This window comes from Aquabacter cavernae (assembly GCF_003993795.1).
Taxonomy (GTDB): Bacteria; Pseudomonadota; Alphaproteobacteria; order Rhizobiales; family Xanthobacteraceae; genus Aquabacter; species Aquabacter cavernae.
On the sequence record NZ_RWKV01000008.1, the window covers coordinates 104390 to 121785 of the forward strand.

Annotated in this window: 12 protein-coding genes and 1 tRNA gene; 8 read left to right on the top strand and 5 right to left on the bottom strand. The window is 64.3% G+C overall.

The window, feature by feature from the left end; all coding sequences use genetic code 11:
* Positions 1–149 precede the first annotated feature (149 nt).
* Positions 150–1736, top strand: a complete 1587-nt coding sequence (gene serA / locus EJJ38_RS05320; RefSeq protein ID WP_127089088.1) for a phosphoglycerate dehydrogenase — start codon at positions 150–152, stop codon at positions 1734–1736.
* A gap of 51 nt (positions 1737–1787) precedes the next feature.
* Here the strand turns inward: serA and EJJ38_RS05325 are convergent, their stop codons facing one another.
* The 4 genes from EJJ38_RS05325 to EJJ38_RS05335 all read right to left on the bottom strand — a co-directional run bounded on the left by EJJ38_RS05325 (position 1788) and on the right by EJJ38_RS05335 (position 4008).
* Positions 1788–2732 carry a DMT family transporter gene (locus EJJ38_RS05325; RefSeq protein ID WP_127089089.1) on the bottom strand — a complete coding sequence of 315 codons (945 nt, stop codon included), beginning with the start codon at positions 2730–2732 and terminating at the stop codon, positions 1788–1790.
* A 108-nt stretch (positions 2733–2840) separates the two neighbouring features.
* On the bottom strand, positions 2841–3413 hold the full coding sequence (locus tag EJJ38_RS05330) for a disulfide bond formation protein B (protein WP_127089090.1): 573 nt from the start codon (positions 3411–3413) through the stop codon (positions 2841–2843).
* 7 nt (positions 3414–3420) lie between these two features.
* Positions 3421–3573 (bottom strand): DUF5993 family protein, encoded by a 153-nt coding sequence (locus tag EJJ38_RS20255; RefSeq protein WP_245454126.1) that lies wholly within the window; start codon positions 3571–3573, stop codon positions 3421–3423.
* Positions 3574–3681: 108 nt separating this feature from the next.
* Positions 3682–4008 carry a PqqD family protein gene (locus EJJ38_RS05335; RefSeq protein WP_164738424.1) on the bottom strand — a complete coding sequence of 109 codons (327 nt, stop codon included), beginning with the start codon at positions 4006–4008 and terminating at the stop codon, positions 3682–3684.
* A gap of 59 nt (positions 4009–4067) precedes the next feature.
* Here EJJ38_RS05335 and EJJ38_RS05340 point away from each other — a divergent pair, with 59 nt between their 5' ends.
* The 5 genes from EJJ38_RS05340 (at position 4068) to EJJ38_RS05360 (ending at position 13382) form a co-directional block, all read left to right on the top strand.
* Positions 4068–4988: an HPr kinase/phosphorylase gene (locus EJJ38_RS05340; protein ID WP_127089092.1), complete on the top strand. Its 921-nt coding sequence runs from the start codon at positions 4068–4070 to the stop codon at positions 4986–4988.
* Positions 4985–5818, top strand: coding sequence for a sulfotransferase domain-containing protein (locus EJJ38_RS05345; RefSeq protein ID WP_127089093.1), 834 nt, complete (start codon positions 4985–4987; stop codon positions 5816–5818). The genes EJJ38_RS05340 and EJJ38_RS05345 overlap by 4 nt, the downstream gene beginning before the upstream one ends.
* Before the next feature lie 1100 nt (positions 5819–6918).
* Positions 6919–8004, top strand: coding sequence for a recombinase RecA (gene recA / locus EJJ38_RS05350; protein ID WP_127089094.1), 1086 nt, complete (start codon positions 6919–6921; stop codon positions 8002–8004).
* Positions 8005–8333: 329 nt separating this feature from the next.
* Complete coding sequence (gene alaS / locus EJJ38_RS05355) at positions 8334–10982, top strand: alanine--tRNA ligase (RefSeq protein ID WP_127089095.1); 2649 nt, start codon at positions 8334–8336, stop codon at positions 10980–10982.
* Positions 10983–11651: 669 nt separating this feature from the next.
* On the top strand, positions 11652–13382 hold the full coding sequence (locus tag EJJ38_RS05360; RefSeq protein ID WP_127089096.1) for a cation:proton antiporter domain-containing protein: 1731 nt from the start codon (positions 11652–11654) through the stop codon (positions 13380–13382).
* A 353-nt stretch (positions 13383–13735) separates the two neighbouring features.
* On the opposite strand, the gene EJJ38_RS05365 is transcribed toward EJJ38_RS05360, so the two are convergent.
* Positions 13736–14950 carry an NADP-dependent isocitrate dehydrogenase gene (locus tag EJJ38_RS05365; protein ID WP_127089097.1) on the bottom strand — a complete coding sequence of 405 codons (1215 nt, stop codon included), beginning with the start codon at positions 14948–14950 and terminating at the stop codon, positions 13736–13738.
* Positions 14951–15167: 217 nt separating this feature from the next.
* On the opposite strand from EJJ38_RS05365, the gene EJJ38_RS05370 reads away from it, so the two are divergent.
* Both EJJ38_RS05370 and EJJ38_RS05375 read left to right on the top strand, forming a co-directional pair.
* Positions 15168–16031 carry an RNA methyltransferase gene (locus EJJ38_RS05370; protein ID WP_127089098.1) on the top strand — a complete coding sequence of 288 codons (864 nt, stop codon included), beginning with the start codon at positions 15168–15170 and terminating at the stop codon, positions 16029–16031.
* A gap of 129 nt (positions 16032–16160) precedes the next feature.
* A tRNA-Met gene (locus tag EJJ38_RS05375) sits at positions 16161–16237 on the top strand.
* The last annotated feature ends 1159 nt before the right edge of the window (positions 16238–17396 follow it).

Below are 17396 nucleotides of genomic sequence, written 5' to 3' on the forward strand. Positions count from 1 at the left end.
GGGCCGAAGGCTTTCTCCCGGTGCGCTCGGTGGTGAAGCCTCGCCATTTCCCCCTCCCAACCCTTTCCCGCACGCGGGAGAGGGCTTTGACGACCGGCTTGCTGCATGCGCGCGGCCGTCTTCACAACCCCAATACCGGAGCCCAGACCATGGCCCCCCGCGTTCTCATTTCCGACAAGCTGTCCGACGCCGCCGTCCAGATCTTCAAGGATCGGGGCATCGAGGTGGATTTCCAGCCCGACCTCGGCAAGGACAAGGACAAGCTGGCCGAGATCATCGGCAATTATGACGGCCTCGCCATCCGTTCCGCGACGAAGGTGACGCCGAAGATCCTGGAGAAGGCCACGCGCCTGAAGGTGATCGGCCGCGCCGGCATCGGCGTGGACAATGTGGACATCCCGGCCGCCACCGCCAAGGGCGTGATCGTGATGAACACGCCGTTCGGCAATTCCATCACCACCGCCGAGCATGCCATCGCCATGATGTTCGCGCTCGCCCGCCAGATCCCCCAGGCGGATGCCTCCACCCAGGCGGGCAAGTGGGAGAAGAACCGCTTCATGGGCGTGGAGCTGACCGCCAAGACGCTGGGCATCATCGGCTGCGGCAATATCGGCTCCATCGTCGCCGAGCGGGGCGTTGGCCTGAAGATGAAGGTGATCGCCTATGATCCCTTCCTCTCCCCCGAGCGCGCCATCGATCTCGGCGTCGAGAAGGTGGATCTGGAAGACCTGCTGGCCCGCGCCGACGTGATCACCCTGCATACCCCGCTCACCGAGAAGACCAAGAACGTCCTCTCCGCCGAGAACCTGGCGAAGACCAAGAAGGGCGTGCGCATCATCAACTGCGCTCGCGGCGGCCTTGTGGACGAGGGCGCGCTGCGCGCCGCGCTCGACAGCGGCCATGTGGCGGGCGCGGCCTTCGACGTGTTCATCGTGGAGCCGGCGGAGACCAATCCGCTGTTCGGCCATCCTAACGTGGTCTGCACGCCGCATCTGGGCGCCGCAACCACCGAGGCGCAGGAGAATGTGGCCCTCCAGGTGGCCGAGCAGATGAGCGACTACCTGCTCTCCGGCGCCATCTCCAATGCGGTGAACTTCCCCTCCATCACCGCCGAGGAAGCCCCCAAGCTGAAGCCCTTCATTGAGCTGGCCGAGAAGCTGGGCTCCTTCGCGGGCCAGCTCACCGATACCGGCATCAAGACCATCCGCATCATCTATGAGGGCGAGGTGGCGAAGCTGAAGGTGAAGGCGCTCACCAGCTCCGCGGTGGCCGGGCTGCTGCGTCCCGCGCTCGCCGACATCAATGTGGTGTCCGCGCCGAGCGTGGCGAAGGAGCGGGGCATCGTGGTGGAGGAGACCACCCGCGACGCCGAGGGCGATTTCGACAGCCTCGTCACCCTCACCGTGGTGACGGAGACCTATGAGCGCTCCGTCTCCGGCACGGTCTTCGCCGATGGCGTGCCGCGCATCGTCAACATCAAGGGCATCAAGGTGGACGCCGAGTTCGCGCCCTCCATGCTCTATGTGACCAATGAGGACAAGCCGGGCTTCATCGGCCGCTTCGCAAGCCTTCTGGGCGATGGCGGCGTGAATATCGCGACCTTCGCGCTGGGCCGCGACCGCCAGGGCGGCGATGCCATCGCGCTGGTGGAAGTGGACGGCCCCGTGCCCGGCGAGATCCTGGCCAAGGTGGTGGCCCTGCCGCATGTGAAGCAGGCCAAGGCCCTCGCCTTCTGAAGCGTGTCGATCCCCATCGATGGAAAGGCCGCCGGTGACCCCGGCGGCCTTTTACATGTCAGGGGTCGTGCTTTTCGCGCCCGCCGCCTTGGCGCGGGTGGCGGTGAAGATGCCCGCAATCACCAGGGCATAGCCGAATCCGTGGAACCACTCGAAGGTCTCGCCCAGCACCAGGATGGCGAGGGCCGAGCCGAAGACCGGCATGAGATGGAAGAAGGGCGCCGCCCGGTTTGCCCCCACCAGTTCCACCCCCCGGTTGAAGCACAGATAGGCCACCAGAGCGGGGAAGATGCTCACATAGACGACCACCGCCGCCGTGCGCAGGTCCAGCGGTAGGGGCGCCACCCACTGCCCTTCGATCACGGCGAAAGGCACCAGAAGGATCGCTCCCAGCCCCATGATGGTCGCCAGGAAGGATAGCGCCCCCAAGGGGGGGCGAATGCGCAGGATCGCCGCATAGAAGCAATAGATCACCAGTGCCACGATGATCCAGACATCGCCGATATTGGGCTTGAGGTGCAGCAACACATCCAGATCGCCCCGGCTGATGATGACCAGCACGCCCAGCAGCGAGATGACGATACCCACCGTCTGGCCCTTGGAGAGCCGGTCGCGGAACAGCAGGAGGCTCCAGAGCGCGATGAGCAGCGGCGAACTGGACTGCACCAGCAGGCCATTGAGGGCCTGCGTGTACTGGAGCCCATAATAGCTCATGGCATTGAAGGAGGCGATGCCCGCCGCCGCCAGCACTGTGAGCAGGGGCAGGTTCCGCAGGATGATGGGCCAGTCGGCCCGCAATTGCCGCCAGGCGAAAGGCAGGATGAGCAGCGTCGCCAGCGCCCAGCGCACGCAGGCGAGCGTGATGGGCGGCACGCTTCCGGCCACATGGCGCCCAAGCACGATGTTTGTGGCCCAGAAGAAGGCGGTGAGGCTCAACAGCAGATAGGGGGCGTCGTACAGGCGCTTGCCCAGGCGGGCGGGAAGGGAGGGGGGCATGATACGAACCGGCGTTTCTCCACCCCCGCCTTTAGACCTTCAACCCGGCTCCCAAAAGAAAAAGTTTTGAACCCAACCTATCAGCTTCCCTTATGTATCGGCCGGTGACTACCGGCCGAGCAGGGATTTCAGTGGTCCGTCGTCCAGCAGCATGTACGACGTGGGATTGTCGGGGCAGAGACCGCCCGCGCATTCGAGCACCGTGGAGACCCCGTTCCCCAGCGCCATGACGAGGCCGGCAATGACGGCCACCAGGGCGACGGCGCTCCAGGCCGCGGGCGCGGGCTCGAAGGAAAACTGGCGGTCGAACAGCAGCATGGCCGCGCTGCCGAGAATGGCGGCGATGAAGATCAGGGTCGCCCAGGTGTAGAAGTGCAGTCCCAGCAGCGGCGGCCCGAAGCCTGGATCTCCGGGCGCGATATGCAGCAGCATCTGGCGCACCGAGATGGCGCAGCCCACGGCGGCGGCCAGGATCACCAGGGCATAATGGCTCGGGCGCGGGCCGAAGCGCACATTGAGCGCCAAGCCCACCGCGACGCCCACGAAGCCCGCGCGTTGCAGCAGGCAGAGCGGGCAGGGCAGTTCGCCGAACACGAACTGGTCGATGAAGGCAACCGCGAGCACGGCGGAAATGCCGAGCAGGCCGAGCGCGTTGAGGGTGCGGGACAGAGCGGGTGTCATGGCAGCCTCAAAGCGAGATGGCGAGCGGGTCGGTGGCGTGCAGCTTGAACAGCAGCAGCGTGAAGGCCAGCGAGAGCGCGAAGGCGATCACGGCCGCTCCCCGCTTGCCCGCCAGCACGGCTGCAAATGCCAGGAAGAACCCGAAAAACGGCACGCTCATCATCGCCCGATGCCCCCCATGATTCGCCCGGTGCCAGCCTAAGGCCCTTCGCTGACCTCTGAAAGTTGCGGCGCGCCTTGATGGCACGCCGCTGAGGTCGTTCTGAAATTAAGACTGACGCCCGGTGTCGGCCGCAGTGCCGACTTTGACGATTAAGCCCACGTGCCGGAATTTTTCGAGGAACTCCAACGTGCCGGCCTCGATGGTCTCGGGCGGGGCCTCGTAGCGCTCCGCCAGTTCGCCGCACAGGGCGCGAATCCGGACAGGGGTGGCAAGCCGTTGCCAGATATATTGGCTGGTATTGGAGAGCCCGTAATAGCGGCCGTCGGCGATGCTCAGGATGACCGTTTCCCCCGGCAAATCCGCGTCCAGCGCATTGGCGCTGCGCATCACGGTGTCGTCCAGGTCGAACGCGATCCCGCCAATACCCGGCATAACGAAGCCCCCCGGCTCAAACGTGACAGGAGGCATCGCCTTGCCTATCTTCCCCGGCCATGGCGGGGGCACTTCATTATCGGCTATTCGGCTGGCGGCTGTCGAGCGAGGTTCCGCTCCCGGAACTCTTGCCGTTCCCGCCCGATGATGCACGCGCGGTTGATATCGAGGTTCGCATCGGCCCGGTTCCGCCCCTGGGGCCGCAGGCGACGATCTTCAGCCCGGCCATCCAGTTCGACGCGGACAGCCTGCGCCTGGAGATACCCGGCGTGTGCCGCTATCGGCTGGACGGGGGCTCTACCCTCACGCTCGATGCTGAAGGCCCGGTCACCGGGGACGATGTGCGCGTGTTCCTCCTGGGAACCATGTTCTCCGCCTTGTGCATGCGGCGCGGCATGCTGCCGCTTCACGCCAGCGCGGTGGAGATCGGCGGCCGCGCTTTGCTCATCTCCGGTGCTTCCGGCGCGGGAAAGTCCACGCTTGCGGGGGCGCTGGCAGCGCGGGGGCATCGCCTGATCAGCGACGACGTGTGTTTGCTGCAGTTCGGCGGCGCGGGGCCGACGCGCATCTGGCCGTCCTTCCCCCGGCTGAAGCTCTGGCAGGATTCGGCGATCGAGTTGGGGGTCGAGACCGGCCACTTGCCGCGCGTGCGCGCGCCTTTTGAAAAGTATCAGGTCCCGTCACCGGCGTTTCGGCAGGAGCCCATCCCACCGGGGCACATGGTGCTCTTGCATCGCACCGAGCTCCCCGCTCACCGCGGTTCGCGGCGGCTGGGGAGCCTGGAGGCGATGGCGCGCGATGATATCGTCCATCGTCACAGATTGGCGCTCGCTCTGGGCCTGCGACAGTTGATGTTTAAGGGACTGGCTGCGTTGATGCGTGAGATACCCGTGACCGAGTGGATTCGGGGCGACGATTTTGCCGCTCTACCCGCGCTGGTCTTGGATATGGAGGGCCTCGCAGGCGCCGGCGCGACATGAGCGGCTATTACTGGCTGGCATCTTATCCGAAGTCGGGCAATACGTGGCTCCGCTTGATGATCCAAGTCTGTCTCTCTGGGGCGGGCATAGATATCAACCGCATTTCTGTCGCCCCGCAAATCGGCATAAACCGTCGCGTTTTCGATGACGCCATGGGCGTGTCGGCCTCCGATCTGACGCCGGATGAAGTGCTCTTGTGGCGGCCAGCCGTGCTGCGGGCCCGCGCCGCCAATCTCTCCAAGCCGCTCATCTTGAAAACCCATGAACATCGCTATCCTCTCGCAAATGGGGATTGGCTCCATCCGCCTGAGTGTTCGCTTGGTGCCGTCTATGTGGTTCGCGATCCGCGGGACGTGGCGATCTCCCTCGCGCGCCATCTCAGGATGACGATCGATCGCAGCATTGAGATCATGGCCAGTGCGGACATGAGAATAGCCGTTGCGCCCCACCGGTTGAATATCAGCCTGGTGGATTGCTGGGGCAGCTGGAGCGCGAACGTGGGGAGTTGGCTCGCGCCAGGGACGTTTCCGGTCTCGGTGGTTCGCTTCGAAGATCTGCGGGCCGACCCGGCGCGGGAACTGGCGCGCGTCCTCCCCAACCTTGCGCTATCCGCGGATGCCGCAACCATAGCTGCGGCCGTGGAGGCGACGGCGATCGGAAAGTTGCGCGCGCAGGAGAGCGTCGAAGGGTTCCGGGAATGGAAGGGGGACGGCACCTTCTTCGGTTCCGGAGAAGCAGGGGGCTGGCGCAGAAAATTAAGCGCGGAGCAGGCGAGGCGTATCGTTGCGGACCATGGCGACGTGATGAAACGCCTGCATTATCTGGACTGACGCGGCCGGCGCAGCGCCTCGTCCAAGCCTTGATGGCACTCTTGGGTACGTTATCTCTCCGTGTCGATTTCCGGATCTTTCTGTCGATCTTTTCCGGATGAGGGCAATCCTCGCCGGTCCTCGCCGGACAGGGATGCGAGTTCGCCGTCCCTGTTCCAAGCCTCTATCCGCGACCGATAAGGGTGGGGTGCGCGTTAACTGGTGCAACATGACAATGTTTATGACACCTAAATAGGTGCTATTCAGTGCCGTACGATGATCAAATGCTGGCGAGCGATTTGCGGGCTCTCCTGAAGGCGCGGAAGCGCTCCGCCTGGTCTGTTAGTCAGGCTATTGAGCTTCCGTATCGTTCGCTTCAAAATTATTTGTCTGGCGAAGTCCGAATGCCGACAACTTTTCTTTTCAAGATTATCGAATATTTTGGTTCATCTTTCCAATAAATTAAGGTCGGAAATCGCCTTTTGGGGCATGCAGCTATTTATGATGCCGTTTGGGGTGTGTTTGGAATCTCTTTGAAAGAAATAGATTTAAGAAAATTAGGAGGCCGAAATTATTTTTGTCAGAACGGCCGACACCTACAGAGGCCGAAGATCATGCGATGTGTGTGAAAAACGGTGGTGAATTAGCTGTGCGTCTTAGTGAAGCGTACGATCGCGTATCGCGCGAGCCGCGTTTTGGGGGAGCTCGGCCAACTATAGAAGACCTTCGGGAGCCACACCGCCGCCGAGCGTCTACGGATGGCGCCGAGCCCGAAAAATAGGTTGGCCAACAACCCGCGCCGCAGGTTGAGCGCGCTTTCAGCGTTGGCGAAAAAGTTCTTTTCAATCAATGGCTTTCATATCTATCTGTCGTTTGTCGGTTTGGACGTTTGCCAGGCTGTTTATTGAGGAATAGCGCCTTTCCTTCAACTTCAAGGGTTTGCGGCCGAAAGAGCGACAAATAGCTCTGGCAAGCGGACCCCTCAAAAACGACAAAAAGCGAAAACCCTTCCATTTCGCCGAAAGATAGGGAGGGAGCTTGAGAACATATTGCGAACCTAGAACAAATGAAGTACAAAATCTCCATTGGAAAAGCCCTTGCGCTTAGAAGGCGGCACGGTGATGACTCAGGCCACACTCCGACTCGTCGAAGGTTCCTCAATGGATAAGACGAAGGCACTCGATGCCGCGCTGTCTCAGATCGAGCGGCATTTTGGCAAAGGCTCGATTATGCGGCTCGGCAAGGGCGGCAAGGCTATGGAGGTGGAGAGCATCCCCTCCGGGTCGCTCGGCCTGGACATCGCACTCGGCATCGGCGGCTTGCCGCGCGGGCGCGTCGTCGAGATTTTCGGCCCCGAATCGTCCGGCAAGACGACGCTCGCGCTTCATGTGGCCGCGGAAGCGCAAAAGCGCGGCGGTACGTGCGCCTTCATTGATGCCGAGCACGCGCTGGATCCGATCTATGCCCGCAAGCTCGGGGTCAATCTGGACGATCTGCTCATCTCCCAGCCCGATGCGGGTGAGCAGGCGCTGGAGATTGCCGACACGCTGGTGCGTTCCGGCGCCATCGACGTGCTGGTCGTGGATTCGGTGGCGGCCCTCACGCCCCGGGCAGAGCTGGACGGCGAGATGGGCGAAAGCCAGCCGGGCCTGCAGGCGCGGCTCATGAGCCAGGCGCTGCGCAAGCTCACCGGCTCAATCTCCAAGTCCAACACCATGGTCATCTTCATCAACCAGATCCGGATGAAGATCGGCGTCATGTACGGCTCGCCGGAGACCACGACGGGCGGCAATGCGCTGAAATTCTACGCCTCCGTTCGCCTGGATATTCGCCGGATCGGCGCCATCAAGGAGCGCGACGAGGTGGTGGGCAACCAGACCCGCGTGAAGGTGGTGAAGAACAAGCTCGCCCCGCCCTTCAAGCAGGTGGAGTTCGATATCATGTACGGCGAGGGCGTCTCCAAGACCGGAGAGCTTCTCGATCTCGGCGTACGAGCGGGCATTGTGGAAAAGTCCGGCGCCTGGTTCTCCTATGACAGCCAGCGGCTGGGCCAGGGGCGTGAAAACGCCAAGACCTTCCTGAAGCAGAACGCGGAAGTGGCCGATCGCATTGAGGCGGCGATCCGTCAGAATGCGGGCCTCATCGCCGATCAGATTCTGGCGGGTGCGCCGGTGGACGGTGAGGAGGGCGAGCCGCCGGAAGCCTGAGGCTGTTGCCCGGATTGGCCAGGATGAGACAGTCTGGGCCTTTCCGAGGGGCTCTGTCCGGATGTTGTCCCGGCTCGGTGGATGGAAGCGCGGCTTGTACGCCCTGATTGATGGTTTCAAGGCGGCTGGAGAATGCCCCTGTGGCGGCCATAAGGGGGGCGTCGTGGGGGGACAGGTTCCGCTTTTCTGGACAAGCGGAAACGTCATCGCTAAAGGGACAAATTCCCCGTCCCGGCCTTGTGTCCCCTTAAATTGGGCGATGCGCGGATCGGGCGGCCGGCGGCGCGTTGCGCGCCGGGCGGCGGTCGAGACGTAATGGTGGTCAGCAGATGAGCGGCGTCAACGAGATCCGGTCGACTTTTATCGACTATTTCGTCCGGGAAGGTCACGAGGCGGTGTCCTCCTCGCCGCTGGTCCCGCGCAACGATCCGACCCTCATGTTCACCAATGCGGGCATGGTGCAGTTCAAGAACGTCTTCACCGGCGTCGAGAAGCGGCCTTATTCCACGGCGGTGAGCGCGCAGAAGTGCGTGCGGGCGGGTGGCAAGCACAACGACCTCGACAATGTCGGCTATACGGCGCGGCACCATACATTCTTTGAAATGCTGGGGAATTTCTCTTTCGGCGACTATTTCAAGGACCGCGCCATCGAGCTGGCCTGGAACCTCATCACCCGCGAATTTGAGCTCCCCAAGGACCGCCTGCTGGTCACCGTCTATTCCGAGGACGACGAGGCCCACGCTCTGTGGAAGAAGATTGCGGGCCTGTCCGACGATCGCATCATCCGCATCCCCACCTCCGACAATTTCTGGGCCATGGGCGATACCGGCCCCTGCGGTCCTTGCTCGGAAATCTTCTTCGACCACGGCCCGCACATTCCCGGCGGTCCTCCCGGTTCCGAGGACCAGGACGGCGACCGTTTCATCGAGATCTGGAATCTCGTTTTCATGCAGTATGAGCAGCTCCCCGGCGGGGAGCGCGTGCGCCTGCCACGCCCGTCCATCGATACGGGCATGGGGCTGGAGCGCATCTCGGCCCTTCTTCAGGGCACCCACGACAATTACGAGACCGACCTCATGCGGGCGATCATCGCCGAGGTCGCGGAACTGACCGGCGTGTCCGCGAACGGTCCGCAGAAGGCGAGTCACCGGGTGATCGCCGACCATCTGCGTGCATCGGTCTTCCTGACCGCCGATGGCGTGTTGCCCTCCAATGAAGGTCGCGGCTATGTGCTGCGCCGCATCATGCGCCGAGCCATGCGCCACGCGCAGCTTCTCGGCGCCCGGGACCCGCTGATGCACCGCCTCGTGCCGATCCTGGTGCGCGAGATGGGCCGCGCCTATCCCGAGATCGCCCGGGCTGAGCCGCTGGCGCAGGAGACGCTGCTGCTTGAGGAGCGCCGCTTCCGTCGCACCCTGGAGCGTGGTCTCGGCATTCTTGAGGAAGAGAGCGCGGGCCTTGTGTCCGGCGCGAGCTTCCCCGGCGATGTGGCCTTCAAGCTTTACGATACCTACGGTTTCCCGCTGGACCTCACCGAGGATGCGCTGCGCGGGCGCGGCATCAAGGTGGATCTCAGTGCCTTCAATGCCGCCATGGAGCGCCAGCGGGCGGATGCCCGTGCCGCCTGGCAGGGGTCCGGCGAGGCGGCCACCGATACCGTCTGGTTCGCCCTCAAGGAGCGCGAGGGCGCGACCGAGTTCCTCGGTTACGACACCGAGAGCGCGGAGGGCGTGGTCTGCGCCCTGGTGAAGGACGGCGCCGAGGTGGAGGCCCTCAAGGCGGGCGAGCAGGGGCTCGTCATCCTCAATCAGACGCCTTTCTATGGTGAATCCGGCGGCCAGGTGGGCGATACCGGCCTCATGGTGGGTGAGGACGTGCGCGCCACGGTGCTCAGCACCCAGAAGAAGTTGGGCGATCTCTTCGTGCACGAGGTGCAGGTGGCCGAAGGGACGCTGGCGCGGGGCACCGCTTTGGCGCTGGAGGTGGACCATGCGCGCCGCTCTGCCGTGCGCGCCAACCATTCCGCCACCCATCTGCTGCACGAGGCGCTGCGCCGTGTGCTGGGTGATCATGTGGCCCAGAAGGGCTCGCTGGTGGCGCCCGACCGGCTACGTTTCGACTTTTCCCACCCCAAGCCCATGACGGACAACGAACTCGCCGAGGTGGAGGAGATCGTCAACGCCTATGTGCTGCGCAACGAGCCGGTCGAGACTCGCCTCATGGCGGTGGACGACGCCATCACCTCCGGCGCGCGCGCTTTGTTCGGCGAGAAGTATGGCGACGAAGTTCGGGTCGTCACCATGGGGACGGACGCGGGCAATGGCGCGTCCTTCTCCGTGGAGCTGTGCGGCGGCACGCATGTGAAGCGAACGGGTGACATCGGCCTTGTGAGCGTGGTGGGCGAGAGCGCGGTGGCGTCCGGCGTGCGGCGGGTGGAAGCCCTGACCGCCACCCAGGCGCGCCATTATCTCAACGGCGCCAATGCGACCCTGCAGGCGGCAGCCGCCACGCTGAAGGCACCCGTGGGCGAGGTGGATACGCGCATCGCGGCCCTTGTGGAAGAGCGGCGCAAGCTGGAGCGCGAATTGTCCGACGCGCGCCGCAAGCTCGCCATGGGTGGCGGCGGGGATAGCGGTCCCGCCATCATCGAGGTGGCCGGCACGCGCTATCTGCGCATCCTCATGGAAGGCGCCGATCCGAAGGACCTGAAGTCCATCGTGGACCAGGGGAAGACCAAGATCGGCTCCGGCGTCGTCGCGGTTGCCAATGTGGCGGCGGACGGCAAGGGCGCGCTGGTGGTGGGCGTGACCGGCGATCTCGCCGGGCGGTTCGACGCCCAGATGCTGGTGCGCGTCGGTGTCGAGGCCCTGGGCGGCAAGGGCGGCGGCGGGCGACCGGACATGGCGCAGGGCGGTGGCCCGGACGGCGGCAAGGCCGACGAGGCCCTCGCTGCCATCGAGGCCGCGCTCGCCGGTTGAGCATATGGTGACGAACGGAGCTTGAGCCGGTGGGTTGCCGGCCCGGCATGCAAGGCAAGCCTGCGTACCTGAGGTGTCGCGCGAGAGGTTCTTCGCGCACAGGCTGCATTGTGTGGCGCGAAAAGCCGATTGACGTGCCTTGATCGTGTGGTGCGCCAATCGTTGCGCGCTCTGCCTTTTTAAGCGGGGCTGAATGTTCCGACACCGACCGCCATTCAGGTGAGGGATCACCCGATTGGCGGTTGTGACCGGGCCGATTTTATTGTTGCTGTTTCAGACCCCATCCGCATGACGCGGGCGCTGCGCTTATGCCGGTTTCGCGTGTCGGCGGGCGCGGCGGTGATCTCGCGAAGATGCGCCGATACCCGGCACGATTGAGCTTGCTGGTTGGATCGGTGTCGGGGACCGGATTTTGTGACGGATGGCCCGCTCTGCACGCGGATATCCTGCGGCGCGTGTGATTCGGCACCGATGGTCGAGCCGGTCATGCGCCGGGCCATGATGGCCGAAGGCTTGACCCAACCAGCGGGATAGCGGGGCGCGTGGAATAGCAGGGCCTGGTTTGATCGCTCCGGGGACGGCGCCGGGCGTGTGCAGGCCATCCGTTTGGTGCCTTCGGGTGCCTGGGAATGATTCGGGGCGTTCCGCCCCGCGCCATGGGGAAGGCGCATGGAGCACGGCTTCTGGGCCAAGGATGCGTTTGTCTATCTGGTCGCCGCGGGAGTCCTGGTGCCGCTGTTCCAGCGGGCCCGGATCGGGGCGGTCGTGGGCTTCATCCTCATCGGTGCGCTTGTTGGCCCCCATGGGCTGGGCCTGCTGGCCGATAGGCTGCCGCTCGTGCGCTTTGTCACCATCTCCGACATCGAGCAGGTCTCGGTGGTGGGCGAGGTGGGCATTATCTTCCTCCTGTTCCTGCTGGGCCTGGAGTTTTCCGCCGGCCGCCTCTGGTCTCTGCGGCGGGAGGTGTTCGGCGTCGGCTTGCTCCAGGTGCTGTTCTGCGGCGCGGCGCTGGCGCTGGTGGGCGTGCTTTTCGGTGTCGCCGCCGGCACTGCAATGGTGGTGGGGTTTGCCTTCGCCATGTCGTCCACGGCGGTCGTCATGCAAATTCTCAGCGCCGAGCGCCGCGTGCTGTCCCCGCTCGGCCGGGGTGCGCTTGCCGTCCTGCTCTTCCAGGACCTCATGGTGGTGCCGGTGCTGCTGGCGGCCCAGATCCTGGGGACGCAGGACGACAGCGTCCTGCAATTGATCGGCCTCGCCTTCACCAAGGCGGTTGCGGCTATCGGCATCATCCTTCTCGCCGGGCGCTTCCTTCTGGCCCCGCTGGTGGCGGTGGCCGCCGGGACTGGATCGCGGGACCTCATCATGGCCATCAGCTTCGTGGTGGTCGCGGGCACGGCGGGGCTCACCCATGCGGCGGGCCTGTCTTCCGCCCTCGGCGCCTTTCTCGGCGGCATGTTGCTGAGCGGCACCGCCTACCGGCACCAGATCAGCGTGGATCTCGAGCCGTTCAAGGGTCTGCTCATCGGCGTGTTCTTCGTCTCGGTGGGCATGGGGGTGGATGCGGCGGCTGTGCTCCCGCGCCTGCCGCTGGTGCTGATGGGCGTGGCCATCCTCGTGGCGGTGAAGGTCGCCATGACCTATCTGGCGACGCGCATCTTCTCCGTGGCGCGGCCGCTGGGGGGAGAACTGGCGCTGCTGCTGGCCCAGACCGGGGAATTTGCATTCGTGGTTCTCGGCCTGCTGGCCACCACCGGAATCATCGACCATGAGGGGGCGAGCCTCCTCGTGTCGGTGGTCACGCTCTCGCTGGTCTTCACGCCGCTCCTTGCCCGGCTCGGCGGGGTGGCGCGGGGCGTGCTGGAGCGCCGGGAGCACCCGAAAGACCTGGCGTCCGTCACAGCGCCTGCAACGGGGCATGTGGTCATCGGCGGCTTCGGGCGGGTCGGGCGGATCATCGCGGAGACGCTGGAGGCGGCGGGCGTGCCGTTCGTCGCGCTGGATGCGGACCCGCGCTGCGTGCGGGCGGAGCAGGCGGCGGGGCGCCAGGTGTTCCTGGGTGATGCCAGCCGGCCGGAAATCCTGGAGCGGGTAAATCCCCTGGGGGCGAGCGCCTTCGTGGTGACGCTGGATGCCGCCGAGCCTGCCGATCGCATGGTCCGCAGCATTCAGCACCATCGGCCGGACGCGCTCATTCTGGCGCGGGTGAAGGATACGGCCCATGCCCGCGCGCTGTCGGCGCTGGGTGTGTCGCAGGTCATTCCGGAGACAGTGGAGGCGAGCCTACAGCTCTGCGCCCATCTGCTGCTGTCCCTCGGCCTTGAAGAAGAGGCCGTCCAGGCACGCATCGACGCGGCGCGGGAGAAAGAACGCGGGCGGATCGAGCAGGGCGCGGACACATAGGCGCTTAAAGCAGCGGAAAGCGACGGTCGAAGGGAGCGCCTACTTTTCGGCGGCGGTAACAAGTTGCCAATTCCGCTCGCCGCGCCGTTGCCGTGCCCGTGTTATGCAGAACCGAACGGAGCCGCCCCTAGCCTGCAAATGGCGATGCGCTGTCGTGCCGCCCCGCAATGGCCGCGACGCACGCTTTCAGTCGGCTTGAGCGGGCTATGGATGGCTGCTGAAGAGGGCATCCGGCTCTGGAGCAAAGGCGGCCGGCATGTGCGGGCGGCGCGGGCAAGAGACGAAGCTGAAGAAGGGGCTGCAAGCTGGAAAACTCGCGGCCGGCAAGGGGCCGGCCGCGAGGAAATGGCTGATCAGGACGCCATGGCCTTGGTGAGGTTGTCGGAGATCTTGTCCAGGAACCCGGTGGTGGAGAGCCACTTCTGGCTGTCGCCCACCAGCAGGGCGAGGTCCTTGGTCATGTCGCCGGCTTCCACGGTATCGACGCAGACCTTCTCCAGCGTGGCGGCGAACTTGGCCAGCTCTTCATTGTTGTCGAGCTTGGCGCGGTGCGACAGGCCACGGGTCCAGGCGAAGATGGAGGCGATGGAGTTGGTGGAGGTCTCCTTGCCCTTCTGGTGCTCGCGATAGTGGCGGGTCACGGTGCCGTGGGCGGCCTCGGCCTCCACGGTCTTGCCGTCCGGCGTCATGAGCACGGAGGTCATGAGGCCGAGCGAGCCGAAGCCCTGGGCCACGATGTCGGACTGCACGTCGCCGTCATAGTTCTTGCAGGCCCACACATAGCCGCCGGACCACTTGAGCGCCGAGGCGACCATGTCGTCGATCAGGCGGTGCTCGTAGTGGATCTTGCGCTTCTCGAACTCGGCCTTGAACTCGGCGTCGTACACCTCCTGGAAGATGTCCTTGAAGCGACCGTCATAGGCCTTCAGGATCGTGTTCTTCGTGGAGAGATAGACCGGGTAGTTCCGGATCAGACCGTAATTCAGCGACGCGCGGGCGAAGTCGCGGATCGAGTCATCCAGGTTGTACATGGCCATGGCCACGCCGGAGCTCGGGAAATTGTAGACGTCCTTCTCGATCTTCGTGCCGTCCTCGCCCACGAAGGAGATGGTCAGCTTGCCCTTGCCGGGGACCTTGAAGTCGGTGGCGCGATACTGGTCGCCGAAGGCATGACGGCCCACCACGATGGGCTGGGTCCAGCCCGGCACGAGCCGCGGCACGTTCTGGCAGATGATGGGCTCGCGGAAGATGACGCCGCCGAGGATGTTGCGGATGGTGCCGTTCGGCGACTTCCACATTTCCTTGAGGTTGAATTCCTGCACGCGCGCTTCGTCGGGCGTGATGGTGGCGCACTTCACGCCGACGCCATGCTTTTTGATGGCCTCGGCCGCGTCGATGGTGACCTGATCGTTGGTGGCGTCGCGGTTCTCGACCGAGAGATCGTAATATTCCAGATCGAGGTCGAGATAAGGATGGATCAGCTTATCCTTGATATACTGCCAGATGATCCGGGTCATCTCGTCGCCGTCGAGTTCGACAACGGGGTTAGCCACCTTGATCTTCGCCATGTGGACGACCTTTCGGGGCGCTCTGAGAGCGTTTGGGTTAAAGGGCCATGCGGCACGGCGCGCGCCCCACATCATGCCGCCGCCATGATCCCTAGCCGGGCCGCTATAGCACTCGCAACCGCGAGAAAGAAGCCGCTCCGGGCCGATTGCGGCGCGGAATACGCGCGCCGCGCGCGAAGCTCTCGACAGGGCGCCGCCTGCCATGCAAGAGAGCCCCATGCCCGGTTCTGGAACAGACAGCACGAAGCCCTGGGCCGAAGGCGGCCCGCTGGTGATCCTTGTGGAGCCCCAGCTCGGCGACAATATCGGTTCGGCGGCGCGCGCCATGGGCAATTTCGGCCTGTCGCGCCTGCGCCTCGTCAATCCGCGCCATGGGTGGCCGGACGAGCGCGCCCATATCTTCGCGGCGGGCGCCGACCGCATCCTGGAGACCGCCCAGCTTTTTCCGGACCTGCGCTCCGCCTTGGCGGACGTGCGCTATGCCTTCGCCACCACTGCCCGTGAGCGCGGCATGGCCAAGCCCGTCCTGAGTGCGGATGCCGCGGCGGCGGAGACCATCAGCCGCCTTGCGGCCGGAGAAGAGGTGGCCCTGGTGTTCGGCCGCGAGCGCACCGGCCTTTATACGGAGGAGGTGTCGCTGTGCGACGCCATCCTGACGCTGCCGGTCAACCCGGCCTTTGCCTCGCTCAATCTCGGCATGTGCGTGGCGGTCACGGCCTATGAGTGGTTCAAGGCGGCGAGCGGCGGCGCATTGCCCTTCACTCAGCCGGAGCGCTCGCCCCCAGCCGAGAAGAAGGATCTCTTCGCCTTCTTCGATCATCTGGAGGGGGCGTTGACGGAGGCGTCCTTCTTCCGCTCGCCGGAGAAGCAGCCCTCCACCACCCGCAACATCCGCAACATCTTCCACCGCGTTGCGCTGACCAAGCAGGATCTCGCGACCCTGCACGGCATGATCACGGCTCTGGTGGAAGGGCGCGCGGGGCGCGAGGCTCGCAAGATCGCGCATAATGAAGCCGCTGCCGCCCGCAAGGCGGAACGCGTTGCGGCGCAAGGGGCGGCGCGGGACGTGGAGACGGAGTGAGGCCGGGGATGTCCACAGGCATTCCTGGCATGCGATAAAATTATCCCTCCAGGGGTTTCAATTACCGGCCCGGGGGGCTACATACCCCTCACCGACATGCCGGTTCGCCGGATCACCTGTCGGCTCTGACGCGGGGTGGAGCAGCCCGGTAGCTCGTCAGGCTCATAACCTGAAGGCCGCAGGTTCAAATCCTGCCCCCGCAACCAAAGTATCCTTGACTATCAAGGGTTTGAAGAGGGCCGCCGCAAGGCGGCCCTTTTCGTTTTGGGTAGCTTCGCAATCGGCCCGCGCTTTGGCGAAAATCGGCTCGGCTCGTGGTTCGCTGGAATTGGTGCCGATAACCGTTCGATTGCTATCGAGGGACTTGTCCAAATGATGGACAGGAGATCTCCATGGAAGCACGGGCACCTTATCACGTAACCTGTCTCTTCCCGGATCACACCGCCTTCCAGGCGGGGAGGGTTCGCGTGTGCGCTGGAAGCGCAGACGATGCGATTACTCAGGTGTTGGGATACTCTCCCCGTCAACACGGTGCGCTTTATGCGCGAGTAGAACTTCCCGATCGGACGATTTGCTACTATCGGGCTGGTTTCCGCGAGCCGGATTGTCAACGTATTCATAGCCGCCGGGGGTAAGGGGCGGCATTGTGAAGAGCGCGCCAGTCTCGCTTAGAGCGGGCATCTAGTGGTGTTTTTGCCTCGCTGAGCACCCGGATGCCTGCCGCTGGTTTGCGGTAGGAACCGGAAATTTTGAAACGGTGTGTCGCGCCCGGCGTTGGTGATTGAGAGCCAAACGCAGGAGGTGCCCATGGAGAACGCCCGACGACGACCGCCTCATCAGGCCGCCAAGCCTCATGAGAGCGGACCAGCCAAGCCCAAGACATCACGCCTCCAGACCAAGTCAGCGCCTATCAAAGCGGAGCCCGAGCGGAAGAAGCCGGCGGGTTTGGGCGGCGCGCCAAGTCCCGTGGGGGAGAATGATCTCGCCTGAGGCTTACCGAAGAGCGATCGGTGCCTCGGTTGGTGGATGGTGAGAATTCAGAGCGTTTCAGCTTTTCATGGAAACGCTGAAACGCTCACTCTCTTTGTCTTTATGCGTTTCCTTCACGCGAACCGCTTCACACTTCGCTCGGAAACACTCTAGGAGAGGCTGTCAGGTCGTGCGGGCGTTCAGGCAAGCGGCATTCGCCGCATGGTGTGTGGGCGGCTGACCACGGCGTCACAGCGTGGCTGATTGCCTTCGGGGGAAGCTGATTAAAATCTATCGGCCGGAAAACCTTCGTCCCGCAGGCGGCTTCCGAAAACAAAAAAGCCCCGCTGCGAGGCGAGGCTTTTCGTTCAGCGTCGCGCGGGGCTGCAGTACATC

What these genes read in the sequence shown, in the direction of transcription:
- EJJ38_RS05365 (WP_127089097.1), bottom strand. Translation starts at nt 14,950, where the DNA reads ATGGCGAAGATCAAGGTGGCTAACCCCGTTGTCGAACTCGACGGCGAC.
- serA (WP_127089088.1), top strand. Translation starts at nt 150, where the DNA reads ATGGCCCCCCGCGTTCTCATTTCCGACAAGCTGTCCGACGCCGCCGTC.
- alaS (WP_127089095.1), top strand. Translation starts at nt 8,334, where the DNA reads ATGAGCGGCGTCAACGAGATCCGGTCGACTTTTATCGACTATTTCGTC.
- EJJ38_RS05345 (WP_127089093.1), top strand. Translation starts at nt 4,985, where the DNA reads ATGAGCGGCTATTACTGGCTGGCATCTTATCCGAAGTCGGGCAATACG.
- EJJ38_RS05340 (WP_127089092.1), top strand. Translation starts at nt 4,068, where the DNA reads ATGGCGGGGGCACTTCATTATCGGCTATTCGGCTGGCGGCTGTCGAGC.
- EJJ38_RS05330 (WP_127089090.1), bottom strand. Translation starts at nt 3,413, where the DNA reads ATGACACCCGCTCTGTCCCGCACCCTCAACGCGCTCGGCCTGCTCGGC.
- EJJ38_RS05360 (WP_127089096.1), top strand. Translation starts at nt 11,652, where the DNA reads ATGGAGCACGGCTTCTGGGCCAAGGATGCGTTTGTCTATCTGGTCGCC.
- EJJ38_RS05325 (WP_127089089.1), bottom strand. Translation starts at nt 2,732, where the DNA reads ATGCCCCCCTCCCTTCCCGCCCGCCTGGGCAAGCGCCTGTACGACGCC.
- EJJ38_RS05370 (WP_127089098.1), top strand. Translation starts at nt 15,168, where the DNA reads ATGCCCGGTTCTGGAACAGACAGCACGAAGCCCTGGGCCGAAGGCGGC.
- EJJ38_RS05335 (WP_164738424.1), bottom strand. Translation starts at nt 4,008, where the DNA reads ATGCCGGGTATTGGCGGGATCGCGTTCGACCTGGACGACACCGTGATG.
- recA (WP_127089094.1), top strand. Translation starts at nt 6,919, where the DNA reads ATGACTCAGGCCACACTCCGACTCGTCGAAGGTTCCTCAATGGATAAG.
- EJJ38_RS20255 (WP_245454126.1), bottom strand. Translation starts at nt 3,573, where the DNA reads ATGAGCGTGCCGTTTTTCGGGTTCTTCCTGGCATTTGCAGCCGTGCTG.